Genomic DNA, 24,568 nt, shown 5'->3' with positions numbered 1-24,568 from the left:
TCCGACGCAAGGTCGCCGCTTGGGACGACGACTTCCTCGCAAGCATCATCGCAGCTTAAAATTTTCACCCGATTCCCCTGGGGGGTGAGGCCGGTGGCCCGCAGCACCGCACGGTCGAAGCGCCGCTGGCCATAGCCCGCTTCGGCGGCGAGGTGGCCGATGGACGGCGGTGTGTCGCCACTGGCCAGATGGTCGAGCGCGGCGCGCACCGCTGGCGGTGTCAGAAACCGGTTCCGGTCCTCGATCGCGACGCGCAGCGCATATAACAGCCCGTGAAGGCGGGCCGGGTCGGCCGGGGCGTCCGCCAGATGGCGGGCGGCGTCGTGCACGCCGCCGGCAAGCAGCAGGGCCGCCCGATGGCTGGCGCCGACCAGTTCGGCTGGCGGCGCATCGATCAGTGCTGCCAGCCGGCCGGGTCGGAAGCGCAGCCCGATATGGCCGCGGCCGGGCTGATGGGCGACCATCCGGGCGGTGTCGTCGGTGCCGGCGATCAGGATGGTGGGATCGTGCCCGCCACCATGGGCGACGATCAGATCCATGCAGCCATCGGGCAATACCCGGAAGGGCGCTGTGCCGGCCGGTGTCGGGCCCGGTGATGGCGTGGGCGTGCGGGCGTGCCACACGGCCTGAACCATACCGCCAAGGGCCGGCGGCGGTGCGTGCTCGCGATAGACGCCGGCACCGGCGCCGGTGGCCGCCATTCCGCCCGCCATGGCGGTTCCGTCGGTTCTCAGAACGGCAGATTGCCCATGCCGGGGATGCTCAGGCCGCCGGTCATCTTCTGCATCTCGTCGTTCACGAAGACCTCGACCTTCTTCTTCGCGTCATTGACGGCGGCGACGATCAGGTCTTCAAGCATCTCGACCTCTTCGGCATCGACCAGCTTGGGATCGATCTTGAGGCTGCGCAATTCAGACTTGCCGGTCATCACCGCGGTGACCATGCCGCCGCCGGACTGGCCGGAAATCTCCACCTGACCAAGCTGCTCCTGCATCTCGGCCATCTTCGACTGCATCTTCTGGGCCTGCTTCATCAACTGGCCGATATTGCGCATCGCACGGGGCTCCTGGGACATGGGGGCATGGTGGTTGGGGTGTATATAAGGCGGGGGATGGGGGTGGCGCCAGTCCCGCGCCATCCATTCGCCGCGCGCCGGGCGTAAAACGGCGGGGCGTGGCCTAGAAATCGCCGAAGCGGGCATCGTAATCTGCCCCGGCGCTGTCCTCGTCGCCGGCGCCATAAGCGTCTTCGTCGATGCCGTCGCCAAAGATTTCGGCATCCAGACGGTCGATGGCGGTGCCGCCGGCCGAGGCATCGGTGGTGGCGGTCGCGAAGATCGGCGTCACCTCTTCCAGCGTCGCACCCGGGAAGGCGCTGAACACCGCCGACACCATCGGATGCCGGCGGGCCAGCGCCATCATCCGGCGGCGGCGCATCTCGTCATACTGCACCAGAGTGGGGGTGGCGCGGGCGGCGGCGACCAGGGCCGGGTCGCCCATCACCGCGGCATTGCGCACCGTCCAGGGCGCATCGTCGATCCGACCCAGAACATCCTGCAACTTCTGGGCAAGCCCGCTGTCGGCGCCGGGCTCGAAGGCCAGCACCAGCCGGCGTTCGGCGGCGGTGACGCTGATCTCGGCGATATGGGCCATGCCGCGCAACTCGGGCACGATCCGGATCTCGCGATGCCGGCGCAGCAGATCGATGATCTCGCGCCAGCGGTCGAGCCGGTCACGCACCACATCATCCAGCAGGGGGGCGGTATCGGCCTCGGGCGGGGCCTCGGCCCTGGGCGCCGGGCCGGGGGCTGGCCGGGGCACTGGCTGCGGTTCTGCCGTCGGGGCGGCCGGTTCTACCTTTGTGGCAGGCTTCGGCGCTGGTGCGGGCATCGGCACGGCAGGGGCAGACGGCGCCGGTGGACGTGCCACCGGTTGCACGACATCCGGATGAGAGACGGCTGGCAGAGGGGCGGGCGTCAGAGGGGCGGGCGGCCGGGGGGCAATCGGCCGGGGGGCGGCAGCGGGGGTCGGCGGCACGGCCGCGGGCGGGGTGGTCGGGCGCCGGTCTGGCGCCGCCGGGGTCGGCGCATGCGCCCCGGCGGCCGGGCTAGGGCGGGGCGGTGGCCCGCCCTCGGCCTTCATCCGGTCGAGCATCCGGGCAAGCTCGGCCGGGTCGGGCAGGTCGGCGGCATGGGCCAGGCGGATGACCACCATCTCGGCGGCCGCCTGCGGCACCGGCGCCATGCGGACCTCGCTCAACCCCTTCATCAGCATCTGCCAGGCGCGGCCCAGATGGGCCATGCCGACCCGGCCGGCGATGCGGGTGGCGGCGCCGCGTTCCGATGCGGTCAGCACCGGCCCACGGCCGCCGGTGCCGGCCAGCTTCACCCGGGTCATCAGATGAACCAGGGCCAGCATGTCTTCGACGATCACCGCCGGATCGGCGCCGGCGCGGGCCTGATCCTCCATGATGTCGAGTGCCGCCGCGATGTCGCCACCAAGGGTGCGGTCGAGAAGGTCGATCACGACCGCCCGGTCGGCCAGCCCCAGCATGTCGCGGACCTGGACCTCGGTGACGGCGCCGGCGCCATGGGCGATCGCCTGATCGAGCAGCGACAGCCCGTCGCGCACCGAGCCATCGGCCGCGCGCGCGATCAGCGCCAGGGCGGCCTCGTCGATCCCGGCGCCCTCGATGCCGGCGATGCGGGCGAAATGGGCGGTCAGCACCTCGGGCTCGACCCGCTTCAGGTCGAAGCGCTGGCAGCGCGACAGCACGGTGACCGGCACCTTGCGCAACTCGGTGGTGGCGAAGATGAATTTCACATGCGGCGGCGGTTCCTCAAGCGTCTTCAACAGCGCGTTGAACGCGCTGGTCGACAGCATGTGAACCTCGTCGATGATATAGATCTTGAAGCGCGCACCGACCGGGCGGTAGCGCACGCCCTCGATGATCTCGCGGATGTCGTTGACGCCGGTGCGGCTGGCGGCGTCCATCTCCAGCACGTCGACATGGCGGTCTTCCACGATCAGCCGGCAGGTCTCGCACACGCCGCAAGGTGCTGGCGTGGGGCCGCCGGTGCCGTCGGGCCCGGTGCAGTTCAGCGCGCGCGCGATGATCCGCGCGGTCGAGGTCTTGCCGACACCGCGGACACCGGTGAGCAGAAAGGCATGGGCCAGGCGGCCGGTCTCGATCGCATTGGTCAGGGTGCGGACCAGGGCGTCCTGGCCGATCAACTCGGCGAAGGTGCGGGGGCGGTATTTGCGGGCGAGCACCCGGTATTCGGCGCCGCCTGCCTGTGCGTGGACTGCGCCTGCATCCGGTGCCGTGGCGCCACCGGCCGCGATGGCGGCTGGGGCTGGCTCTGCGGCACTGTCGGATGCGGTCATGCCGGGTTCCGGTCGCGTCTCTGGCTGGCGGGCCTTGGCCCGCGACGAGATGAAGAGGTGGGCGAGATGAAGAGGTGGAAGACTGGACAGCGACCCGGATCGCGAACTCGTTACGGCTGCTGCCTTCCGGCCCTGACCGGTTTGGCGAGGCTCTCCGCCCGCGCCAGCCTTCCGGGGTGCACTATGGGGATCGTGTCCCGGCTTTGCAAGCCCGCTATGCGGCCGATGCCGCGCGGGGACAGTGGCGCGGCCGCGTGCTATCGTCCCGGACATTGCCGCCAAGAGCCCTGAATACGACGCTGCGTTCCGAGGTCCAGACCATGTATGACCCCTATGATCCCGATCGCCCGAACGTCCTGGCCGGCCTGCGCATCGACCGCGCCGGCCGCCATCGCCGCGACGATGCCTGGCTGTCCGCCCGTCAGACGGCGCCTGAGGCCCGCACCGTGCTGATCTGGCGCGACCAGACCGTGGTGGTGCCGATGGGGGGCGGTGCCGTCGTCGCGTTGCTGGCCGATCTGGCCGGGCTGATGCAGGTGGCGCACGATCTGCTGGACGATCCGCCGGTCTATCTGGGCGATGTGGATGGCCGGCCGCTGTTCGCGGTGGACATCACCCGGGTCGAGGATCTGGCCGGGCTGCTTGGCGGATTGCGGTTGGATGATCCGGCGATGGACATCGCCGCCGCGGCACCGGTGGATCTGCGGCAGGCGGCATCGACCCTCGACGATCAGCAGGCGGCGCTGGTCGCCTATGGCCGGGCGATGGCGCATTGGCACCGCCGGCACCGGTTCTGCGGCGTGTGCGGGGCGCCGACCGAGGCGCGCCAGGGCGGCCATGTCCGCCGCTGCACGTCGGAGACCTGCGGCACCGAGCATTTTCCGCGCACCGATCCGGCCGTGATCATGCTGGCGGTGAAGGACGACTGGTGCGTGCTGGGCCGCCAGCCGCGCTTTCCGGCCGGGATGTATTCCACTCTGGCGGGGTTTCTGGAGCCGGGCGAAAGCCTGGAGGAGTGCGTGCGCCGCGAGATGATGGAAGAGGTGGGCCTGAGGATCGGCAGGGTCAGCTATCGCCACAGCCAGCCCTGGCCGTTTCCGGCCTCGCTGATGGTGGGGTTCCGCGCCGAGGTGCTGGAAGGCGGGCCGCTGGATATCGACCATCACGAGCTGGAAGACGCGCTGTGGGTGCATCGCGATGAACTGCGCGACCCGGAATTGTCGCCGGTGACCCTGCCGCACCGGATCTCGATCGCCCGTCGCCTGATCGACGAATGGATGGCGGAGCGCTGACCGATGCGGGTTCTGCTGGTCGAGGATGACGATCGTCTGGCCGAGGCCGTGACATTGGGGCTGACGCAGGCGGGGTTCGCCCTCGATCGGGTGGAGGATGGCGAGGGCGCCGAGGCGGCGCTGGCGGTGAGCCGGTTCGATGCGGTGGTGCTGGATCTGGGCCTGCCCGATATCGACGGGCTGGACCTTGTGCGCCGCTGGCGCGGCCGGGGCCTGACCGTGGCGGTGCTGATCCTGACCGCGCGCGATGGCATCCGCGACCGGGTGGCGGGGCTGGACCGGGGCGCCGACGACTATCTGCCCAAGCCCTTCGCCATGCCGGAACTGGTGGCGCGGCTGCGGGCGCTGATGCGACGGCCCGGCGGCACGCTGGGCGTGGACATCACCTGCGGCGATCTGTCGTTCGACACCATCGGCCGCGAGACCCGGGTGAATGGCCGGGTGGTGTCGCTGGGCCGGCGCGAGACCGGGCTGCTGGAAGTGCTGTTGCGCCGCCAGGGCCGGGTGGTGCCCAAGGATGCCGCCGAAGAGGCGGTGTACGGCTTCGACGATGCCGCCAGCGCCAACACCCTGGAGGTGCTGGTGCATCGGTTGCGCAAGCGGCTGGATGCGGCCGGATCGTCGGTGCGCATCCACACCCTGCGCGGCCTGGGCTATCTGCTGGATGGCGGGGATGGCGATGGCGGGGTTGGCGATGGCGGGGGAGGGCATGGCTGACCGGGCGCCCCCCGGCGGCTGGTCGCTGGCCCGCCGGGTGGCGTTGCGCGCGGTGTTGGCGGCGGTGCTGGTGCTGGGCGCGATCCTGACGGTGCTGGTGCTGGAGCTTCAGGATGTGCGCAACGATCTGGACGATCAGTCGCTGCAGGCGCAGGCCCGGCAGATCATGCGTTTTCTGGACATGACGGGGGATGTGGATGTGACGGGTCGGCCGGTGTTCACACCGCCGCCGGCGGTGGCGGCGCTCTATGGTGACCCGGCCGGCAATCAGGCCTTCGCGCTGGTCGATGGCGCCGGCCGGCTGGTGCTGGGGTCGGCCGGCATCGACGGGCCGTTGGCCGACATCGGCGATATGCCGGCGGCCACCTCGCCGGGTGATCCGCACGGATTGCCGGATCTGGGCGCCCCGTTTCGAACCATCACCGATGGCGGCCGCAGCCTGACCGGCGCCGGCTTTGTGGTGATGCTGGGCGACCGGGCGATGATGCTGCAGGTGGGCCAGGGCCCCGATCACCCCGATGTGCTGGCCGACAGCCTGATCGAAGAGTTTCTGGAAACCGCCGCCTGGTGGGTGGTGGGGGCGTTCACGGTGCTGATCGCGGTGACCTTGTGGACGATCCGCGACGGGCTGGCGCCGTTGCGGCGGCTGTCGGCCCGCGCCGCGCGGATCGGCCCCGCGACCAGCGGCGTGCGGCTGGCCGACGGGTTGAAGCCGGCCGATCTGCCGCGCGAGGTGGCGCCGCTGGTGGAGGCGATCGACCGGGCGCTGGACCGGCTGGACGGGGCGCTCGACCATCAGCGCAGCTTCATCGCCGATGCCGCCCATGAACTGCGCACGCCCATCGCCGCGCTGCGGGCGCGGGTGGAGGCGACGCTGCCGGCCGATCAGGCGCGGCTGCTGGCCCCGGATTTCGACCGGCTGGCCCGGCTGGCCGGACAGCTTCTGCGGCTGGCCGAGGTCGACACGCTGGCGATCGAGGCCGATGAGCGGGCGGATCTGGCGGCGATCGGCCGCGACGTGCTGGCCGATCTGGCGCCGCTGGCGGTGCAGCGCGGCCGCAGCCTGGCGCTGGATGGCGCCGGGCTGCCGGTGATGGTGCGCGGTCGCCCCGAGCCATTGGCGCGGCTGCTGCGCAATCTGGTGGAAAACGGCCTGGCTCATTGTCCGGCCGGCGGCACGGTGACGGTGCGGGTGCTGGCGCCCGCCCACGGCGCCGGCGCCGAACTGCTGGTCGAGGATGACGGGCCGGGCATCCCGCAGGACCGCCGCGACCGGATCTTCGAACGCTTCTGGCGGGCGGATCGCCGGCGCGGCGACGGCGCGGGGCTCGGCCTTGCGATCGTGCAGCGGATCGCCGATGCCCATGGTGCCGGGGTGTCGGTGGGGGACGGCCCGGCGGGTGGCGCCTGCTTCCGGTTGCGGTTTCCGCCGGTCGACCGCCCGGTGTCGACCGGTCGGGCGGACATGGGGCCTGCGTAAGGCAGGGGTAAGTGCCGGCGCCTAGGGTTGGGACGGCGATGGCGATGCCGCTTCGGCATCGCCGCACCTCCACCCCCTGAAGGCGAGGCCCCTGCCATGCCCCCGAGCCCGCATTCCGCGCCGCTGAGCGTGCCTCTGAACGGGGAGCCGCTGTTCAGCGTGGTGCTGCCGGTACGCGACGAGGCGGCGGCGATCCTGCCGCTGATCGCCGAAATCCACAGCGCCTTTGCCGATGGCATCGTCGATGTCGCCGGATACGAGATCATCGCGGTCGATGACGGCAGCACCGACGGATCGCCCCGGCTGCTGAGCGCCGCGGCATCGGTGGACCGGCGGCTGGTGGTGCGGAGCCACGATCGCGGGCGCGGCCAGAGCGCCGCGATGGTGACCGGTGCCCGCATGGCGCGCGGGCTGGTGATAGCCACCCTGGACGCCGACGGTCAGAACGATCCCGCCGATCTGGCGCGCCTGATCCGGCGCTGGCTGGCAGAGGCGGGCGAAACCGGTTGCGGTGTGATGGTGGCCGGTCATCGGGTGGGCCGCGCCGACGGGGCGTGGCGCAAGCTGGTGTCGCTGGTCGCCAATGGCATCCGCAGCCGGGCACTGTCGGACGGCACACCCGACAGTGGCTGCGGCCTGCGGGTGATCGCCCGCGCCGACCTGCTGTCGCTGCCGCTGTTCGACCATGCCCACCGGTTTCTGCCCAGCCTGATGACCGCCGCCGGCGGCCGGGTGGTCTCGGTGACCGTGACCGATCGTCGGCGCCGGGGCGGACGATCGAAGTATCGCACCATCACCCGCGCGGTTCAGGGCGTGATCGATATGGCCGGCGTGGCATGGTTGCAGGCGCGGCTGCGGCCGATCGACCCGATCGGTGCGGCGGTGGTCGCCGCCGAGGGTGCGCGGCCCGATCTGGTGCCGGTGCCGAAGCCGTTGATCGATGTCGCACGTGCCGCTTCGCGCAAGGGTGAGGCGGTGGCATGAGCCTGATTCTGACCATCATGGATGCCCTGAACCCCGGACCCGGCTGGATGCCCGATCTGTGGGGGATCGATCTGTGGCTTGTGGTGGGCTTTGCCGGCCAGTCGCTGTTTTCGGCACGGTTCATGGTGCAGTGGCTGGCGAGCGAGCGCCGCCGCCACAGCTATATCCCGGTGGTGTTCTGGTATCTGAGCCTGGGCGGCGGCGCGTTGTTGTTCGTTTATGCGATCAAGCGCGGTGACCCGGTGTTCATTGCCGGCCAGGGCGTGGGGCTGGTGGTGTATCTGCGCAACCTGGTGCTGATCCGGAAAAGCCGGCAGCCCGATGCCGCCGACCGGAGGATGACGGCGGCATGACGATGGCGGTAAGACGGCCCGGCAGCCGCGGCCATACGGGCGTCGGTCTGGGGGCCGCATGGGGCGATATCGTCCTGGCGGCATCGATGGTTCTGGCGCTGGCGGTGGTGACCATCGCCCTGCGCCCGCCCTTGCCGGTGGATGAAACCCGCTATCTGACCGTGGCCTGGGACATGGCCCGGTCGGGCAGCGTGCTGGTGCCGCATCTGGATGGCAGCGGCTATACTCACAAGCCGCCGCTGCTGTTCTGGGCGATCCGGCTGGTCTGGGCGCTGACCGGGGTGTCGGAGACCGGCGCGCGCGCGGTGCCGTTCCTGTTTCTGGCGGCATTGCTGGCGGCGACGCATGGCCTGGGCCGGCGGCTGTGGCCCGACCGGCCGGGGGTGGCGGGGCTGGCCCTGCCGCTGCTGGTGGCGATGGGGCCGATGACCGTCTTTGCAACCCTGGTGATGTTCGATGTGCCGGTGGCGCTGGGCGTGGTGCTGGCATTGACCGGCCTCTATGGCGGCGCCACCCGTGGCCGGCGGCGCGACTGGGCGCTGATGGCGGCGGGGCTGGAGCTGGGGCTGCTGGCCAAGGGGCCGGTGGCGGCGGTGTTCGTGCTGCCGGCGCTGCTGGCGGCGCCGGTCTGGGTGCCCGTGGCCGTCGATGCCGGCGGCGCGCGCCGGCCGGTGCGCGGCTGGCGACGCTTCGCCGCCGGTGGCGCGCTGGCCAGCCTTGGCGGGATCGCCATGCTGCTGGCCTGGGCTCTGCCGGCCGCCATGGCCGGCGGCCCCGATTTCGCGCGGATGCTGCTGTGGGGGCAGACGGCCGGCCGGGTGGTGCAGGCCTTCGACCACGCACGGCCCTGGTGGTTCTATCCGGCTGTGGCGCCGGCAATGGTGCTGCCGTTCCTGTTCGTGTGGCTGGCGCGCGGCCCGGCGCTGCTGGCGGCGCTTCGCCATTCCGCGCGGCCGGACGACGCCGGCCGGCTTCTTCTGGTGGTGGTGGCGGGCGCGGTTCTGGTGATGAGCCTGGTGAGCGCCAAGCAGATCCACTATCTGCTGCCGATGCTGCCCCCTCTGGCGCTGCTGATCGCGCGCTTTGCCGCACCTGCGGCCGCCGCTGCCGGCCCTGACGACGCCCGACTGCCGGCGGGCCGGCGGTGGCCGCGCCGGATGACGGCGGCGCTGCGGAGAGCATGGGTGCTGCCGGCGCTGGCTGTGGGTCTGGCCGGGGCGGCGGCGGCGGTGGTGCCGCGGGCGGCCGGGCTGGCTGCCGCCGGCGGGATCATGCCGGGGCCGCTGCTGGTGGCGCTGGCGCTGATCGCGCTGGCGGTGTATGCGGCATGGCGGCTGCGGGGGCATCTGCGACATGCGGCGGCGCTGTGGGTTCTGACCGTGATCGCGATCACCGTCTATGGCGGGCTGGGGCCGTTCGCGGCTTTCGACGTGCGGCCGATCGCGCGGATCGTGGCCGGGTTTGCCGCATCCGGCGGCGGGCCGGTCGCCTATATCGGCGGCGATCATCACGGGCTGCTGGATTTCCAGGGCCGCCTGCCGGCGCCGGTGGTGCCGCTGCCGGCCGATACCGACATCGTCGCCTGGGCGGCGGCACATCCGGATGCGGTGATCGCCGGCAGGCCCGATGCCACCGGCGCGCCAGGCTGGGCGCCGGTGGCCGAGATGCCCTATCGGACGCGCCGGCTGGCGGTGTGGCGGGTAGCCGATGCTCCGGTGCGGCCGGATGATGCCGCACCACACGAGCCCGCCGAGCCGGAGCGCCGTGGCAGACTGGGTGGTTGATGGCCGCAGATGGCCGAACCCGCGCCGGGAATAGCTGCCGATGCCTGACAAGACCACCAGACCCATGACTGTCGCGACAGACGGCGGCTCCCCCGACCCCGCCCCCAACGCAGACCCCGACGCCGGCTCCGATCCGGCCGGGCCAGTCTTGTCGCAGGCGCTGGACGCGCGGCACATGGTGCTGCTGGCGCGGCTGGCCCAGGCGGCGCGTCTGATGCTGGGCCGGGCGGCGGCCAGACAGGCGGCATTGGACATGGCCGGCGATGTGTATGGCTGCACCGCGCTGGTGGGACTGCAAGCGAGGGTATTGGAGGTGCTGACCGGCGTGGAGCAGGCGCAGCGCGATCTTCAGACGCAGGCCGCACCGCTTGATGACGATCCGCTGGCGGTGCTGGGCGACTGGTTGACCCTGCGCCGCGGCTGGATCAGGGCCGGGCCACCGAAGAGCATCGCCAGCGCGATCGATCTGCCAGGGCTGGTGATCGAACCCGGCTTCGTCCGCACCGGCGGCGATCCCGCTCCGCCGCCCCTGGCCGACCATGTGGACCCGGCGGCATGGCAGGACTGGTGGGACAGCGCGCCCTGGCGGCGATGAAGGGCCGAACCGCCGCGCCCGACACCGGTTCAGCCGCGGCCGAACAGATCCATCTGCCCGGCACGCTCGGCGGCGGTGGCGCGGACGGGGGGCGTGAACAGGGCACTGGTCAGGCGCCAACTGGTGCGGTTGAGGCCGAGCCGCGCACAGGCCAGCCTGAAACGGTCGGCGATCAGCACCGCCTCGGTCCCGGTGCCGGTCATCCGCCGGCCGAAGCCGCTATCGTAAAGCGCACCACCCCGGGTGGCGCGGATGCGGGCCAGAACCCGTTCGGCCCGGTCGGGGCGTTCCAGACGCAGCCATTCATCGAACAGACCGGCGATCTCGCGCGGCAGACGCAGCAGAATCCATCCGGCACGCACGGCGCCGGCATCGGCCGCCGCGGCAAGGATCGCCTCCAGTTCGTGGTCGGTCAGGCCCGGCACCATCGGCGCCGCCATCACGGTAACCGGTATGCCGGCGGCGGCAAGGCCCCGGATGGCGTGGATCCGCCGGGCCGGCGTGGCGGCGCGGGGTTCCATCGCCCGCGCCAGCGCCGGATCGAGGGTGGTCACCGATACGGCGACCTGGGCCAGACCCGCCGCCGCCGCCGGCGCCAGCAGATCGATGTCGCGCAGCACCAGGGCCGATTTGGTGATGATGGTGAAGGGATGGCGATGGCGGGTCAGCACCTCGATCACCGCCCGGGTCAGCCGCTCGGTCTTTTCTGCCGGCTGATAGGGATCGGTGTTGCCGCCGATGGTGATCGGCGACGGCTGATAGCCGGGGCGCGCCAGATCGGCCAGCAGCGCATCGGCCAGACCGCGCTTGACCTCGATGATGGTCTCGAAATCGAGCCCCGGCGACAGGCCCAGATAGGCGTGGCTGGGCCGGGCATAGCAATAGATGCAGCCATGCTCGCAGCCCCGATAGGGGTTGATCGAGGCATCGAAGGGGATGTCGGGGCTGTCGTTGCGCGCCAGCGCCCGGCGCGCGACCACACCGCGCAACTCGGTTGGCCGGCGGGCGGTGACCGGGCCCGGTCCGGCCCCGTCATCCCCCGCCATGCCGGCGGCCGGTACTGCGCAGGCCGTGGCCTCGTCGGCATCGGCCATGTCGGCATCGGCCATGTCGGGCCAGCCATCATCCACCGCTTCATGGACGAAGCGTTCAAACCGGCCATCGCGGTTGCTGGCGGCGCCGCGCCCGCGATGCGGCGCCAGACCCATCCGCGCGGCCGCGGCGGCACGGTCGGATGCGGCCTTGCGGGCGCCGGGGCGGGTGGTGACGGGTTTGAACGGGTCCATGGGCAACGCTCCGGAACAAAACAGGAACATGCGCAGTGTACCAGAACCCGCCTGCCATGGAAGGGCGATCAGAGCGGATGGGGCCGGATCAGACCTCGTGCTCGCGCAGCCGGGGCATCAGTTCGACGAAGTTGCATGGCCGGTGGCGGTTGTCGAGCTGCGACAGCAGGATCTCGTCCCAGGCGTCGCGGCAGGCGGAATTCGAGCCGGGCACGGCGAAGAAATAGGTGCCGCGGGCCACCCCGGCCAGCGCCCGCGACTGAACGGTCGAGGTGCCGATCTTGGCATAGGACAACCAGCGGAACAGCTCGCCGAAGCCTTCGATCGGCTTTTCGATCACCCGGCGCAGGGCTTCGGGCGTGACATCACGGCCGGTGACGCCGGTGCCGCCGGTGGAGATGACCACATCGATCGACGGATCATCGGCCCAGGCGGAAAACTGGCGGGCAAGACCGGCCTCGTCGTCGGGCAGGATCAGCCGCGCCGCCAGTTTATGGCCGGCGTCGGTGATGCGGGCCGCCAGCAGATCGCCCGAACTATCGGTTTCCGGCGTGCGGGTGTCGGAGACCGTGAGCAAGGCGATGTTGACGGGCAGGAACGGACGGGTCTGGTCGATGCGTCCGGGCATGGGGGGCTCCTCCGCCGGCTTCGGGGCTGATTTTGAACACCACCGAAGCTAGCGCGGCAGGCGGCCATGGTCCAGAGCGGGCATCGACGACAGGGGAGGCGGGCCGGAGGGCGATGCCTCAGCGGCCGGAGGCGATCGCCGCGTTGTCGCGGCTGACATTGCCGTCGATGGTCTCGTAAGACGGCCAGTCGCCTTCGGCGAGGGCAGCCAGCGACGGCGAGGTCTGGCCCAGGCGGCTGCGATAGATCCACAGGTTGGTCAGAACCTGTTCCAGGAAGTCGCGGGTTTCGGGGACCGGGATCGTCTCGATGAAGAACAGCGGGTCGGTTTCCTGGTCGATGCCGCGGGCATCCTGCCAGCGACGCAGATTGCCGGGGCCGGCATTATAGGCGGCCAGAACATTGACCAGATTGTTGCCGATATGGCCTTCATCCATCAGCCGGCGCAGATAGGCCTGACCGAGCTGAAGGTTGATGTCGGGGTGGTTGAGCGACAGTCCGCCGCCCAGCCCCAGGCTGCGCGCCACCAGCTGCGCCGTACCCGGCATCAGCTGCATCAGACCGCGCGCACCGGCGGGGCTGACCGCCTGCGGATTGAAATTGCTTTCCTTGCGCGCCAGCGCATAGAGCAGCGCCCGGTCGACTGAGAAACCGCCACGCGGCCGGTAGTCGGGCACCGGAAAGATCGAAGTGACATCCGGCATGCCGGAGGCCGCGGCAGCCTTGCGGCCGATCACCGTCGCCGCTTCGGGTGCATTCACCCGTTCGGCCAGTTCGATCACGGCCGAGGCTTCGGCGGGGCCGGCGGCGGCGGCGATCAGCTCGACCTCGTTGGCGGCGCGGTCGTATTCACCGATCTCGGCCAGCGCCAGGGCCCGTCGGGCCCCCTCGCTCTGCAGGACGTTGCGGCGCTGATCGGGGGTCACGCCGTCGCCGGCCAGACGGGGCTGCCAGAGATCGCTGGTGGGCGCGCCCAGAAGCGCGCGGGCGATCTGGCCATAGAAGGTGAGTGGCTGACGGGCGGCGCGGTCGAGCCAGCCCTGCGCCTCGTCGAAGGCGCCGATCGACAGATTGGCGCGGGCGGCCCAGAAGGCGCCGGCAGCCTCGTTCCAGGCCGACAAACCAGAGGTGCGGGCAAACAGTTCGAAATGCCGGCGGGCGATTTCAGGCTGGTCCAGCTTCCAGGCCGACAATCCGGCGATCCAGTGGCCATAGGGCGCGATCGCGGCAGACCGGTCGGCGGCGGGGCCGGCCAGATCATAGGCGCGCTGAGTGCGGCCCTCGACCAGATGCAACATCGCCACCCGGATCCGCGCCTGATCGAGCGCCGGGCGGTCGAACAGTTTCTTCACCTCGCCCGAGGCCAGAAGCTTTTCGGCATCGTCGCCGCGGCCCTTGCGGATCAACGCGGAAATCTGCGCCTCAAGCGCGCGGGCACGCCTGGCGGCGGCACCCTTCAGGCGATCGGCGGCGGAATAGGTATCGAGCCGGTCGACGGTGCTGGGCTGACGGGTGGCGGCAACGGTGGTGACGATCTCGTCTTCCGGGCGCTCGGGCCGCTGGGGCCGGGCCTCGCTGCCCGGCCGACGCTTCATCGCCAGGGCATAAATGCGTTCGGCATCCGGGTGATCGCCATAAAAGGCCATCCAGTCGCGCAGTTCGTCGTAACTCGCGGTATAGGCGGTCGGATGCATCAGTCTCTGCTCGGTCACATGGCCAAGCAGCACGCGATCCCCCAGCCGGGCGATCAGCTTGTCAGCGTCAGCGAACCGGCCGTCAGATTGCAGCGCAAAAATCCGCGAATAACGATCCGCGTCCTCGGCTGAAAGCACCTGCGGCCAATCGTCGAAAGCTTCGACAAGGCCGAATCCCGCCAATCCGAAGTCGGCCTCCTCGGCCGTCTCCAGGCTGATCGGTGCAGTGGTCTCTGCCCTTGCCGATGCGGTCAACGCACCGGGGGCAATGGGACCGCCGAGCAAGAGGGCCAGCGCCATCACTGGGCCCGTTACCGCACGCGCGAAGCTACGTACGATATGCGGAAGATGGCGCACGTCGTTGCTGTCCGAAGCCATGATGGAAAGGTTATAGGGGAGGATGTGGTGTCGGAGCAAGCCCTGCGACGCAGCCGCTTGCGTGACACGGCATTGTCACGGGCCGGTTTCTGGCAATTTTTCCAGGTGTTCCGCCGGATTCTCCAGGCGCTCGGCGATGTGCAGCCAGTCGGTCCAGGCCAGACGTTTTTGCGCGGGCTGGCGCAGCAGATAGGCCGGATGGAAGGTTGCGAAGACCGGCACCGGCTGATCGAGGCCGTCGATCATCAGTTCGGTCGACCGGCCGCGCAGGCGGGTGATGCCCTCGGGCCGGTCGAGCAGGGCCTTTGCCGATACCCCGCCCACCGCCACCACCAGCCGTGGCCGCACCAGCGCGATATGGCGCAGCGCGAAGGGCAGGCAGGCGGCGATTTCGGCGGGCGATGGCGTGCGATTGCCCGGCGGCCGCCAGGGCAGGACATTGGTGATATAGACCTGGCCCCGATCGCGACCGATCGCCGCCAGCATCCGGTCGAGCAACTGGCCGGAGGCGCCGACGAAGGGCAGGCCGCGGCGGTCTTCCTCGGCGCCCGGCGCCTCGCCCACCAGCATCAGATCGGCTTCGGGGTTGCCGTCGGCGAAGACGGTATGCGAGGCGGTGGCCTTGAGGGCGCAGCCTTCGAACTCGTGCAGGGCGGCTTCGAGTTCGGCCAGGGTCCGGGCTGCGGCGGCATGGGCACGGGCGCTGGTGGCCACCGCCTGCGGGCTCATCGGGTCGACGGCTGTGGGATCGGCGCGCAGCAGGACGGCCGGTCCCTGGGCCCCCGGCCCTTTGCTAACTGGCCCCTTGCCAACCGGCCCCTTGCCAACCTGTCCCTTGCCCGCCGGCGGCGCGGCCGCCGCTGCCCGGCCGGCGATGTCGGCCGGCGCGCCGGTGCCGCGCGGGCGGTTCGCGATCATGCGATCGCGGGCGGCCTCGGCGGCTGCGTACCAGTTGACGGCCTGGTCGTCCATCGACAGGTCGACACCCCACTCCAGATACCACTGGGCGAGTGCGTGAATGGCGGATTCAGGGGGGGCTTCGTGCGACATCATGGCCTGGACTGTAGCAATTTAGCGGCCGCGCTGATAGAAAACCTTACTGAATCACGGCGTCCTGCATATATGGACGCCGGATACAGAGAACCGTACAAGCGAGCCGGGCGTAAGCGTTGGGGGACGCGAACGGCACCGCGTGTCGCGCGAGAATGAGATCACCCGGCCGCGCCTTTGGACGAGGCGGCTTGAGGAGGGGTCATGGAACGGGAAGTCATGGAATTCGACGTGGTCATCGTTGGCGCCGGCCCTGCCGGCCTGTCGGCGGCGATCCGTCTTAAACAGCTCGCCGCCGAACACGACCACGAGGTCTCCGTCTGCGTCATCGAGAAGGGATCCGAGGTCGGCGCGCATATCCTGGCGGGCGCCTGCTTCGAACCGCGCGCGCTGGACGAGCTGATCCCCGACTGGAAGGAGAAGGGCGCGCCCCTGAAGCAGCAGGCGGTGGAAGACCGCTTCCTGATGCTGACGGAGCACAACCATATCCGGCTGCCGACGCCGCCGACCATGAACAATCATGGCAACTACGTCATCAGCCTGGCGAATTTCGTCCGCTGGCTGGGCGAACAGGCGGAGGCCCATGAGGTCGAGGTCTATCCGGGTTTTGCCGCGGCCGAGGTGCTGTATGACGAGACCGGCGCGGTCAAGGGCGTCGCCACCGGCGATCTTGGTGTCGGGCGGGATGGCGAGCAGAAATCGGGCTATACCCCGGGCGTGGAGCTGCACGCCAAATACACCCTGTTCGCCGAGGGCGCGCGCGGGTCGCTGACCCGGATGCTGACCGATAAATTCGATCTGCGCCGCGACTGCAAGCCGCAGACCTATGGCATCGGCATCAAGGAGCTGTGGGAGATCGATCCCGCCAGACACAAGGCCGGGCTGGTCATCCACACCATCGGCTGGCCGCTGGACACCAAGACCTATGGCGGATCGTTCCTCTATCACATGGAGGACAACCAGGTTGCCGTGGGCTTCGTGATCGGGCTGGATTACGAGAACCCGCATCTGTCGCCCTTCGACGAGTTCCAGCGGTTCAAGCACCACCCGGCGGTGAAGGATTTCTTCGAGGGTGGCAAGCGCATCGCCTATGGCGCGCGCGCGCTGACCGAAGGCGGGCTTCAGTCGGTGCCGACCCTGGCGTTTCCGGGCGGCGCGCTGATCGGCTGCACCGCGGGCTTCATGAACGTGCCCAAGATCAAGGGCAGCCATACGGCCATGAAGACCGGCATGATGGCGGCGGAAGCGGCGTTCGAGGCGATCCGGGCGGAGCGCGGCCGCGACACGCTCGACGCCTATCCGGCCGCCTATCGGGAAAGCTGGGTGCATGAGGAACTGAGGCGGGTACGCAACATCCGCCCGTCCTTCCACAAGGGACTGCTGGCGGGGCTCGCCTATTCGGCGTTCGACACCTATCTGTTGCGCGGCAACGCCCCCTGGACCTTCGGCCATCACGAGGACCACAAATCGCTGAAGCCGGCCTCGAAGAGCCGCAAGATCGCCTATCCCAAGCCGGACGGGAAGATCAGCTTCGACAAGCTGTCCTCGGTGTTCATGTCGAACACCAACCACGAGGAGGATCAGCCGATCCATCTCAGGCTGAAGGATCCGTCGATCCCGGTCAGCTACAACCTGCCGAATTTCGATGCTCCCGAGCAGCGTTACTGCCCGGCGGGGGTGTACGAGATCGTGCAGGAGGACAAGGGGCCGCGCCTGCAGATCAACGCCCAGAACTGCGTGCACTGCAAGACCTGCGACATCAAGGACCCGTCGCAGAACATCGTCTGGACGGTGCCCGAGGGCGCCGGCGGGCCGAATTATCCCAATATGTGACACCACCACCGGCATGGCCGGCGGGGGATGTGGACCAGATCAAGGGCGATGCCGCGGATGCCGTGGCATCGCCTTTGTCGTTCGAGGGATGGATCGCTGCGCCGACCTCACGCGCCGCAGGGATCGGCGGGCAGGCGGATCATGCAGCCGGAACCGAGCTGGCGCTGCGGATCGAAGCGGCTGCCGATGGCCGTCATGCAGGCATCGACCGCGGCCAGGGCGGGTGCAAGCTCGGTATCGACCAGATCGCAGTCGAGCATCAGCAGGTCCGAGATAATGCCGTGAAACAGGCAATAGCATGTGCGCCCGGCCGTGGCCGGTGTCCAGCCGCGCGCAAGATCGCCGCTGTCGGCGGCGCGACGCATGATGGCCTCGATCACCGTCATGAAATGGTCGCGGTCGCGGCTCTGGCGGTTGCGCAGCACGCTCAATTCGTCATTGGTATCGGTGCGGGTGAACAACAGCCGGAAGACCAGCCGGCGGCGTTCGTCGGCGACGATCATGGCGATGCTGTCGCGGCTGGCTTCATGGAGCAGGTCGAGGGGCGCGCGATCGGTGATCAAGCCGTTGGCCAGATCCTCGATCACCCGTTCCTGGGGCAGGCGAACCCGTTCCAGCATGGCGTCGAGCAGATCGGCCTTGTTCTTGAAGTGCCAGTAGATCGCGCCACGGGTGACGCCGGCATTGCGGGCGATGTGTTCCAGGGCACAGCGCGCCACGCCCTCGGCATCGAACACGGAGGCCGCGGCATCCATGATCTGCTGGCGGGTCTTCTCGGCATCTTCCTTGGTGCGTCTGGCCACGGTCGGTCTCGGTTCGTGCAGGAGGGGGCGATGGAGCATGCGGGGCAACCGGCCCGCGAGCACCGATGTATCATGCTGTTAACAAAAAATAGCCAAACTCCCGGGGATTGCCGTGACATTTGTCACTTTACATACATTCACGAACGTATAGTTTTTGTGCAGCGCATCCCCGCACCACATGATGACGCACGAACAGGGCCGCGCAGACGGCTGACCCCGGGTGAGAAGACCTCGCGGTCGCGTGTAGCAGGCATCGACAGAAATTTGAGGAAGAAGATGGTCCGGTTTCGTTTTGGGCGGCGCAGTGGACGCGCCGGTCCCGCTGTCGTTCTGTCGACGATCGCCGCCCTGGCTCTGGTAGCCTGTGACGCGGCGGAGTCCAACGCGCCCCAACAGGGTGCCGGTCAGGCGCCGCCGCCGCCACAGGTGACGGTGACCGAGGTGGCGCCCCGCAATCTGCCGCTGAACTTCGAATATGCCGGCCGGGTCGCCGGCTCGCGCTCGGTGGAGGTGCGCGCCCGGGTACCCGGTATCCTGCTGGAGCGGACCTATATGGAAGGCGCCCGCGTCGAGGCCGGCGACCTGCTGTTCCGCATCGACCCCGACACTTATCAGGCGACCCTGGCCCAGGCCGAGGCGGCGGTCGCCGAAGCCCGCGCCAATCTCGCGAAGGCTGAGCGCGACTGGTCGCGCGGATCGAAACTGTTCAGCCAGAACGCGATCAGCGCTTCGGAACGCGACCAGCTGCTGTCGGCGCGCGATCTGGCCCGCGCCTCGCTCGCCTCGGCGGAAGCCGGGCTGAAGACTGCCACAATCAACCTGGCCTATACCGAGGTGCGCGCGCCGATCGACGGCGTGACCAGCATCGAGCAGGTGTCGGAAGGCAGCCTGGTCGGCACCGGATCGAGCGACAGCCTGCTGACCACCATCACCCGGCTCGATCCGGTCTATATCAATTTCTCGGTGCCGGATGACGAGCGGATGCGTCAGCGCCGGCTGATCGCCGCCAATGGCGCCGGTGACAACGCCCGGCTGGATGTGGCGGTGGCCCTGGACGGGATTGCGGAACCGCTGCGTGGCGAGGTCAACTTCTCGGACAGCACCATCGACCCCGCAACCGGCACGGTGCGGCTGCGCGCGGTGGTCGACAACCCGCAGGAAGTGCTGATGCCGGGCCAGTTCGTGCGCGTCCAGCTGGAAGGCATGACCCTGGAGAACGCACTGGCCGTGCCGCAGATGTCGGTGCAGCAGGGCCCCAACGGCACATTCGTCTATGTCATCAAGGACAACGGCCAAGCCGAGGCGCGGCCGGTTGTGCTGGGCCCGACCGTGGGCGACGAGTGGGTGGTGGAACAGGGGCTGAAGGCCGGCGACGACGTGGTCGTCGAGGGCAGTGTGAAGGTGCGTCCCGGCGCGCCGGTGCGGGTGGCAACTGATGCCAAGCCTGCCGCAGCCGGCGCGGAAGGTGGCGCATGATTTCGCGCTTTTTCATCGACCGCCCGGTCTTCGCGGCGGTGATCTCGATCGTCATCGTGCTGGCCGGCTTCATGGCCATGCGCGCGCTGCCGATCGCCCAGTATCCTGAAATCGTGCCGCCGGAAGTGGTCGTGACCGCGACCTATCCCGGCGCCAGCCCGCAGGTGCTGTCGGAATCGGTGGCATCGCCGTTGGAGCAGGAGATCAACGGCGTCGAGAACATGCTCTACATGACCTCGAACAGCTCGGCCTCGGGCAGCCTGTCGCTGACGGTGACCTTCGCGATCGGCACCGATCCGGATCAGGCGACGATCAACATCAACAACCGGGTGCAGGCGGCTGAGGCCCTGCTGCCGGAAGAGGTGCGTCGCCAGGGCGTGCGGGTGGAGAAGCGGTCGAGTTCCATCTTGCAGGTGGTGACCATGTCGGCCGAGGAAAGCCGGTTCAACCCGATCTATGTCAGCAATTACGCGCTGCTGAACGTGGTCGACGAGTTGAAGCGCGTGCCGGGCGTCGGCGACGCGTCGCTGTTCGGCGCCAAGGACTATTCGATGCGGATCTGGCTGAAGCCCGATGCGCTGGCCCGCTATGACCTGACGCCGATGGATGTTTCCGAGGCGATCCAGGAACAGAACGCCAATTTCGCCGCCGGCCAGTTCGGTCAGGAACCGGTCGCCGCCGACCAGCCCTTCACCTATATCGTCAAGACCCCAGGCCGCCTGCCCGATGCGGAAGCCTTCGGCAATATCATCCTCAGATCGGATGTGAACGGTGCCGCGCTGCGTCTGCGCGATGTGGCGCGCGTGGAACTGGGCGCGCAGGACTATGCCTTCCAGTCGTATTACAATGGCGCGCCCTCGGTCGCGATCGGCATTTATCTGCAACCCGGCGCCAATGCGCTGTCGACCGCCGAGGCGGTGTCGGCGCGTATGGACGAGCTGTCGCACCGCTTCCCCGAGGGCATCGAGTATGCCGTGCCCTATGACACCACCCTGTTCGTGCAGGTGTCGATCGAGGAGGTGATCAAGACCTTCATCGAGGCGATCGCGCTGGTGATCGTGGTGGTGTTCCTGTTCCTGCAGAGCTTCCGCGCCACGCTGATCCCGCTGATCGCGGTGCCGGTGTCGCTGATCGGCACATTCGCCGGCATGTATCTGCTGGGCTTTTCCATCAACCTGCTCACCCTGTTCGGCATGGTGCTGGCGATCGGCATCGTGGTCGACGACGCCATCGTGGTGCTGGAGAATGTCGAACGGGTGATGCGTGAAAAGGGCCTGAACCCGCGTGAGGCCGCCATCGAGGCGATGGATGAAGTCTCGGGCGCGGTGATCACCATCGTGCTGGTGCTGTGCGCGGTGTTCGTGCCCGTGGGCTTCCTCGGCGGCCTGACCGGCGAGATGTACAAGCAGTTCGCCATCACCATTGCGGTCTCGGTATTCATTTCGGGCATCGTGGCGCTGACACTGTCGCCGGCGATGTGTGTTCTGCTGCTGAAGCCGGGCGAGCACAAACCCTGGGCGTTCTTCCGCTGGTTCAATCGCAATTTCGACCGTCTGACCCGCGGCTATGTCGCCGGCGTCGCCATGATCGCCAAGCGGGCGCTGATCGCGGTGCTGGTTCTGGCGGCGGTGAGCGTCGCGGCCTGGGGCCTGTTCCAGAAGGTGCCGGGCGGTCTGCTGCCGGCGGAGGATCAGGGCTATGTCATCGCCCAGTCTTATCTGCCGCCGGCGGCTGCCCTGTCGCGCACCGAAGACAGCGCGCTGGGGCTGACCGACCAGTTCATGCATCATCCGGCGATCAAGCAGGTGGTGACACTGGCGGGCTTCGATCTGCTGTCATCCGCCAACAAGACCAATGCGGCGGCCTATTTCGTGATCCTGAAAGACTGGTCGGAACGCACCGACCCGTCGATGGATGCCCGCAACCTGCCCGGCGCCCTGATGGGGATCGGCGCATCGGACCGCAATTCGATGACGCTGGCCTTCAACCCGCCCCCGATCATGGGCATCAGCCTGACCGGCGGTTTCGATGCCTATATCCAGAGCCGGACCGGCGGCACGGTGGCAGAGCTGCAGGATGCGGTGCAGAAGGTGCTGCAGGCGGCGGGCGAGCGCCCGGAGCTGACCGGCCTGTCGACCACCTTCTCGGCCAACGTGCCGCAGTACAACGTGTCGGTCGATCGCGAGAAGGCGAAGGCCCTGGGGGTGCCGATCGCCGACGTGTATACGGCCATGCAGGCAACCTTCGGCTCGCTCTATGTCAACGACTTCACGCTGTTCGGCCGTACCTTCAAGGTCAACATGCAGTCGGAAGGCGAGTTCCGTCGCAGTGCGGACGATCTGCGCCACGTGTTCGTGCGGTCCGATACCGACGAGATGATTCCGCTGGACGTGCTGGTGACGGCGAACCGCATTGTCGGCCCCGACATGCTGGAACGCTTCAACCTGTTCCCTGCCGCCAAGATCATGGGCCAGCCGGCCCCCGGTTTCAGCTCGGGTGAAGCGCTCGCCGCCATGGAACAGGTGGTCGCCGAGGCGCTGCCGGACGGATACACCATCGGCTGGACCGGTTCCGCCTATCAGGAAAAATCGACTGCCGGCGCGGGCACGCTTGCCTTCGGCTTCGGTATTGTGATGGTGTTCCTGATCCTGGCCGCTCAGTATGAACGCTGGACGATGCCGCTGGCGGTGGTTGCGGCAGTGCCGTTCGCGGTGTTGGGCGCCGTGGTCGCGATCTGGCTGCGCGGCATCGAAAATGACGTGTATTTCCAGATCGGCCTGGTGACGCTGATCGGCCTGTCGGCCAAGAACGCCATCCTGATCGTGGAGTTTGCCATGCAGCAGCGGCGCGCCGGGCGCAGCATCATCGACGCGGCGGACGAGGCGGCCCGGCTGCGCTTCCGGCCGATCGTGATGACCTCGCTGGCCTTCATTCTGGGTGTGGTGCCGCTGGCGATCAGCACCGGCGCCGGTTCCGCCAGCCGGCATTCGATCGGCACCGGCGTGATCGGCGGCATGCTGGCCGCAACCTTCATCGCGATGCTCTTCGTGCCGGCATTCTATACACTGGCGGCGCGGGCCTCGCGCAAGGACCGCAACCCGCAGTCCGGTACGCATCCTGAAACGACACATCGTGAAACCGCGGAGACCATTGATGCCCGCAGCTGACTTCAGCCTTCAGCCGGTCCGACCGCGCGGGCTGGCCGATCCGCATCCCCTCAGGCGCGACGCCTCCGCAACGGCGCGGCGTCCGCGCCGGTCGGTGGCGGCCATGCTTGCGGCAGCCCTGCTGCTGTCGGCCTGCGCGCTCGCCCCCGATGATGCCCCGCCGGTGATGGATACGGGGGCGGGATGGGGCGAACGCGGCCGCGTCGCCGCAGCCGAACGGGCCGCCGAACTGCCCGACACCGACGTCGATGCCGACTGGTGGCGGAATTTCGGCGACCCAGCCCTGACCCGGCTGGTGGAAGAGGCGCTGCTGGCCAATGACGACCTGCTGCTGGCGATCGAACGGGTGACCGAAGCCCGCGCGACCGCCCGCGGCACCGGTGCCGAGCTGTTCCCGTCGCTGGACGGCAGCGGCGACGCCGCGCGCAACGGGCTGTCTGAGGCCTCGCGCGCCAGCACGGGTGGCGTGGTCAACAGCTTCTCGGCCAGTGCAGCCCTGTCTTACGAGGTGGATCTGTGGGGTCGGCTGAGCAATGCCGACCGTGCCGCCCGCGCCCGATTGCTCCAGACCGTCGCCAATCGTGATGTCGTGCGCCTGACGGTCGCCGCCGATACCGCCAATGCCTATCTGCAGATGCGGTCCCTGGATCTGCAGCTTGAAATCGCGGAACGCACGCTTGCCGCCCGCGAAGAGACGCTGGGGCTTCAGCAGGCGCAATATGAAGCCGGCGCGATCGATGCGCTCAATCTGGCGCAGGCGCGGTCAGAGCGGGAATCGACCCGCGCCCAGATCCCTGAGATCCGTGGTAACCGCGATCAGGCGGAGAACGCGCTGGCGGTGCTGCTGGGCCGCAGCCCGCGCGCGTTGATCGCCGACCAGGTGGAGCGCGGCCGCTCGCTGGATGCCTTGCCCGAGGCGCCGGTCCCGCCCATGGGCCTGCCGTCGGAACTGCTGCTGCGCCGCCCCGATATCGCCGCGGCCGAACAGAACATTGCTGCCGCCGCGGCCGATGTCGGCGTCGCCCGGGCGGGATATTATCCCCGCCTGACGCTGACCGCATCAGCCGGTCAGCAGAGTTCGGAACTGAACGACTTCTTAAGCTCGGGTGCATCGATCTGGGGGCTGGCGCTGGGGCTGACCGGGCCGATCTTCGATTTCGGCCGCACCGATGCCCAGGTCGAGGCCGCGAAATCGCGCTTCGCCCAGGCTGCCATGAGCTATCGCCAGACCGTGCGCACCGCCTTCCGCGAGGTGCTGGACGCGCTGGCGGCACGCAGTGCCGCGGAAGGCCAGATCGAGGCACAGACCGCCCAGATCGCCGAACTGACACGGACGGTGGAACTGGCACGGCTGCGTTATGATGCCGGCTATGCCGATTATCTGGACGTGCTGGACGCCGAGCGGACGCTGCTGAATGTGGAGTTGAGCCGGGTCTCGACCCGCCGCACCCTGTATTCGGCCTCGGTCGACCTATACAAGGCGCTGGGCGGCGGCTGGGAGGGACTGGCCTGGACGACCGGGACCGTGCCGACGGAGCCGGGCACCATCCCTGTCTCCGCGCCGGCCGAGACCGGTGTGCGCGGCTGAACACCGCCACCGCACGGCTGAACAGCCCAGAACGACGAACCGCCGCGGATATGCCATCCGCGGCGGTTCGTCGTT

General features: G+C 69.1%; 19 protein-coding genes and 1 other RNA gene. 11 read left to right on the top strand and 9 right to left on the bottom strand.

Features of this window, described 5'->3' with window-relative positions; genetic code table 11:
• The 4 genes from IEW15_RS21350 to ffs all read right to left on the bottom strand — a co-directional run.
• Positions 1–713, bottom strand: a 713-nt coding sequence (locus tag IEW15_RS21350; protein WP_188581762.1) for a DUF6597 domain-containing transcriptional factor, incomplete at its 3' end; no start/stop codon positions are given.
• A 17-nt stretch (positions 714–730) separates the two neighbouring features.
• Complete coding sequence (locus IEW15_RS21345; protein ID WP_188581760.1) at positions 731–1,054, bottom strand: YbaB/EbfC family nucleoid-associated protein; 324 nt, start codon at positions 1,052–1,054, stop codon at positions 731–733.
• Positions 1,055–1,178: 124 nt separating this feature from the next.
• Positions 1,179–3,386 (bottom strand): DNA polymerase III subunit gamma/tau, encoded by a 2,208-nt coding sequence (locus IEW15_RS21340; RefSeq protein ID WP_188581758.1) that lies wholly within the window; start codon positions 3,384–3,386, stop codon positions 1,179–1,181.
• 74 nt (positions 3,387–3,460) lie between these two features.
• Positions 3,461–3,558, bottom strand: an RNA gene (ffs, locus tag IEW15_RS21335) — signal recognition particle sRNA small type.
• 148 nt (positions 3,559–3,706) lie between these two features.
• Between ffs and nudC the strand changes: the two genes are divergently transcribed.
• The 7 genes from nudC (at position 3,707) to IEW15_RS21300 (ending at position 10,591) form a co-directional block, all read left to right on the top strand.
• Positions 3,707–4,678, top strand: a complete 972-nt coding sequence (gene nudC, locus IEW15_RS21330; protein WP_188581756.1) for an NAD(+) diphosphatase — start codon at positions 3,707–3,709, stop codon at positions 4,676–4,678.
• A 3-nt stretch (positions 4,679–4,681) separates the two neighbouring features.
• Positions 4,682–5,395, top strand: coding sequence for a response regulator transcription factor (locus IEW15_RS21325; protein ID WP_188581755.1), 714 nt, complete (start codon positions 4,682–4,684; stop codon positions 5,393–5,395).
• On the top strand, positions 5,388–6,875 hold the full coding sequence (locus IEW15_RS21320; RefSeq protein WP_188581753.1) for a sensor histidine kinase: 1,488 nt from the start codon (positions 5,388–5,390) through the stop codon (positions 6,873–6,875). The genes IEW15_RS21325 and IEW15_RS21320 overlap by 8 nt, the downstream gene beginning before the upstream one ends.
• Positions 6,876–6,971: 96 nt before the next feature.
• Positions 6,972–7,859: a glycosyltransferase family 2 protein gene (locus tag IEW15_RS21315; protein WP_188581751.1), complete on the top strand. Its 888-nt coding sequence runs from the start codon at positions 6,972–6,974 to the stop codon at positions 7,857–7,859.
• Positions 7,856–8,212: a lipid-A-disaccharide synthase N-terminal domain-containing protein gene (locus IEW15_RS21310; protein ID WP_188581749.1), complete on the top strand. Its 357-nt coding sequence runs from the start codon at positions 7,856–7,858 to the stop codon at positions 8,210–8,212. Before IEW15_RS21315 ends, IEW15_RS21310 begins: the two co-directional genes overlap by 4 nt.
• Positions 8,209–9,996: an ArnT family glycosyltransferase gene (locus IEW15_RS21305; protein ID WP_188581748.1), complete on the top strand. Its 1,788-nt coding sequence runs from the start codon at positions 8,209–8,211 to the stop codon at positions 9,994–9,996. The genes IEW15_RS21310 and IEW15_RS21305 overlap by 4 nt, the downstream gene beginning before the upstream one ends.
• 64 nt (positions 9,997–10,060) lie before the next feature.
• Positions 10,061–10,591: a hypothetical protein gene (locus IEW15_RS21300; RefSeq protein ID WP_188581747.1), complete on the top strand. Its 531-nt coding sequence runs from the start codon at positions 10,061–10,063 to the stop codon at positions 10,589–10,591.
• Between the two features lie 29 nt (positions 10,592–10,620).
• Here IEW15_RS21300 and IEW15_RS21295 read toward each other — a convergent pair whose 3' ends face one another.
• The 4 genes from IEW15_RS21295 to IEW15_RS21280 all read right to left on the bottom strand — a co-directional run bounded on the left by IEW15_RS21295 (position 10,621) and on the right by IEW15_RS21280 (position 15,629).
• Entirely contained in the window at positions 10,621–11,877 is a 1,257-nt protein-coding gene (locus IEW15_RS21295) for a PA0069 family radical SAM protein (RefSeq protein ID WP_188581746.1), read from the bottom strand.
• Positions 11,878–11,965: 88 nt separating this feature from the next.
• Positions 11,966–12,505 (bottom strand): molybdenum cofactor biosynthesis protein B, encoded by a 540-nt coding sequence (gene moaB, locus IEW15_RS21290; RefSeq protein ID WP_188581745.1) that lies wholly within the window; start codon positions 12,503–12,505, stop codon positions 11,966–11,968.
• A gap of 118 nt (positions 12,506–12,623) precedes the next feature.
• The gene (locus IEW15_RS21285) at positions 12,624–14,498 is read right to left on the bottom strand and encodes a lytic transglycosylase domain-containing protein (RefSeq protein ID WP_188581744.1); all 1,875 of its coding nucleotides are present in this window, start codon (positions 14,496–14,498) and stop codon (positions 12,624–12,626) included.
• A gap of 153 nt (positions 14,499–14,651) precedes the next feature.
• Entirely contained in the window at positions 14,652–15,629 is a 978-nt protein-coding gene (locus tag IEW15_RS21280; RefSeq protein WP_188581743.1) for a uracil-DNA glycosylase, read from the bottom strand.
• Positions 15,630–15,830: 201 nt separating this feature from the next.
• Here IEW15_RS21280 and IEW15_RS21275 point away from each other — a divergent pair, with 201 nt between their 5' ends.
• Entirely contained in the window at positions 15,831–17,459 is a 1,629-nt protein-coding gene (locus tag IEW15_RS21275; protein WP_188581742.1) for an electron transfer flavoprotein-ubiquinone oxidoreductase, read from the top strand.
• Between the two features lie 107 nt (positions 17,460–17,566).
• Here IEW15_RS21275 and IEW15_RS21270 read toward each other — a convergent pair whose 3' ends face one another.
• Positions 17,567–18,262, bottom strand: a complete 696-nt coding sequence (locus tag IEW15_RS21270; protein WP_188581740.1) for a TetR family transcriptional regulator — start codon at positions 18,260–18,262, stop codon at positions 17,567–17,569.
• 276 nt (positions 18,263–18,538) lie between these two features.
• Between IEW15_RS21270 and IEW15_RS21265 the strand changes: the two genes are divergently transcribed.
• Genes IEW15_RS21265 through IEW15_RS21255 form a run of 3 tightly spaced genes read left to right on the top strand, consistent with a single transcriptional unit; the run spans position 18,539 to position 24,493 of the window.
• Positions 18,539–19,738, top strand: coding sequence for an efflux RND transporter periplasmic adaptor subunit (locus IEW15_RS21265; RefSeq protein WP_188581739.1), 1,200 nt, complete (start codon positions 18,539–18,541; stop codon positions 19,736–19,738).
• On the top strand, positions 19,735–22,905 hold the full coding sequence (locus tag IEW15_RS21260; RefSeq protein ID WP_188581737.1) for an efflux RND transporter permease subunit: 3,171 nt from the start codon (positions 19,735–19,737) through the stop codon (positions 22,903–22,905). The genes IEW15_RS21265 and IEW15_RS21260 overlap by 4 nt, the downstream gene beginning before the upstream one ends.
• On the top strand, positions 22,892–24,493 hold the full coding sequence (locus IEW15_RS21255) for an efflux transporter outer membrane subunit (RefSeq protein WP_188581734.1): 1,602 nt from the start codon (positions 22,892–22,894) through the stop codon (positions 24,491–24,493). Before IEW15_RS21260 ends, IEW15_RS21255 begins: the two co-directional genes overlap by 14 nt.
• Positions 24,494–24,568 lie beyond the last annotated feature (75 nt).

It is taken from the genome of Tistrella bauzanensis (assembly GCF_014636235.1).
GTDB classification, from domain to species: Bacteria; Pseudomonadota; Alphaproteobacteria; order Tistrellales; family Tistrellaceae; genus Tistrella; species Tistrella bauzanensis.
This window is presented reverse-complemented; position numbering and strand designations above follow the sequence as displayed.

Excerpts from the sequence above, each read along its gene's own strand:
- IEW15_RS21345 (WP_188581760.1), bottom strand. The coding sequence starts at position 1,054 with ATGCGCAATATCGGCCAGTTGATGAAGCAGGCCCAGAAGATGCAGTCG.
- IEW15_RS21340 (WP_188581758.1), bottom strand. The coding sequence starts at position 3,386 with ATGACCGCATCCGACAGTGCCGCAGAGCCAGCCCCAGCCGCCATCGCG.
- nudC (WP_188581756.1), top strand. The coding sequence starts at position 3,707 with ATGTATGACCCCTATGATCCCGATCGCCCGAACGTCCTGGCCGGCCTG.
- IEW15_RS21325 (WP_188581755.1), top strand. The coding sequence starts at position 4,682 with ATGCGGGTTCTGCTGGTCGAGGATGACGATCGTCTGGCCGAGGCCGTG.
- IEW15_RS21320 (WP_188581753.1), top strand. The coding sequence starts at position 5,388 with ATGGCTGACCGGGCGCCCCCCGGCGGCTGGTCGCTGGCCCGCCGGGTG.
- IEW15_RS21315 (WP_188581751.1), top strand. The coding sequence starts at position 6,972 with ATGCCCCCGAGCCCGCATTCCGCGCCGCTGAGCGTGCCTCTGAACGGG.
- IEW15_RS21310 (WP_188581749.1), top strand. The coding sequence starts at position 7,856 with ATGAGCCTGATTCTGACCATCATGGATGCCCTGAACCCCGGACCCGGC.
- IEW15_RS21305 (WP_188581748.1), top strand. The coding sequence starts at position 8,209 with ATGACGATGGCGGTAAGACGGCCCGGCAGCCGCGGCCATACGGGCGTC.
- IEW15_RS21300 (WP_188581747.1), top strand. The coding sequence starts at position 10,061 with ATGACTGTCGCGACAGACGGCGGCTCCCCCGACCCCGCCCCCAACGCA.
- IEW15_RS21295 (WP_188581746.1), bottom strand. The coding sequence starts at position 11,877 with ATGGACCCGTTCAAACCCGTCACCACCCGCCCCGGCGCCCGCAAGGCC.
- moaB (WP_188581745.1), bottom strand. The coding sequence starts at position 12,505 with ATGCCCGGACGCATCGACCAGACCCGTCCGTTCCTGCCCGTCAACATC.
- IEW15_RS21285 (WP_188581744.1), bottom strand. The coding sequence starts at position 14,498 with ATGGCGCTGGCCCTCTTGCTCGGCGGTCCCATTGCCCCCGGTGCGTTG.
- IEW15_RS21280 (WP_188581743.1), bottom strand. The coding sequence starts at position 15,629 with ATGATGTCGCACGAAGCCCCCCCTGAATCCGCCATTCACGCACTCGCC.
- IEW15_RS21275 (WP_188581742.1), top strand. The coding sequence starts at position 15,831 with ATGGAACGGGAAGTCATGGAATTCGACGTGGTCATCGTTGGCGCCGGC.
- IEW15_RS21265 (WP_188581739.1), top strand. The coding sequence starts at position 18,539 with ATGGTCCGGTTTCGTTTTGGGCGGCGCAGTGGACGCGCCGGTCCCGCT.
- IEW15_RS21260 (WP_188581737.1), top strand. The coding sequence starts at position 19,735 with ATGATTTCGCGCTTTTTCATCGACCGCCCGGTCTTCGCGGCGGTGATC.
- IEW15_RS21255 (WP_188581734.1), top strand. The coding sequence starts at position 22,892 with ATGCCCGCAGCTGACTTCAGCCTTCAGCCGGTCCGACCGCGCGGGCTG.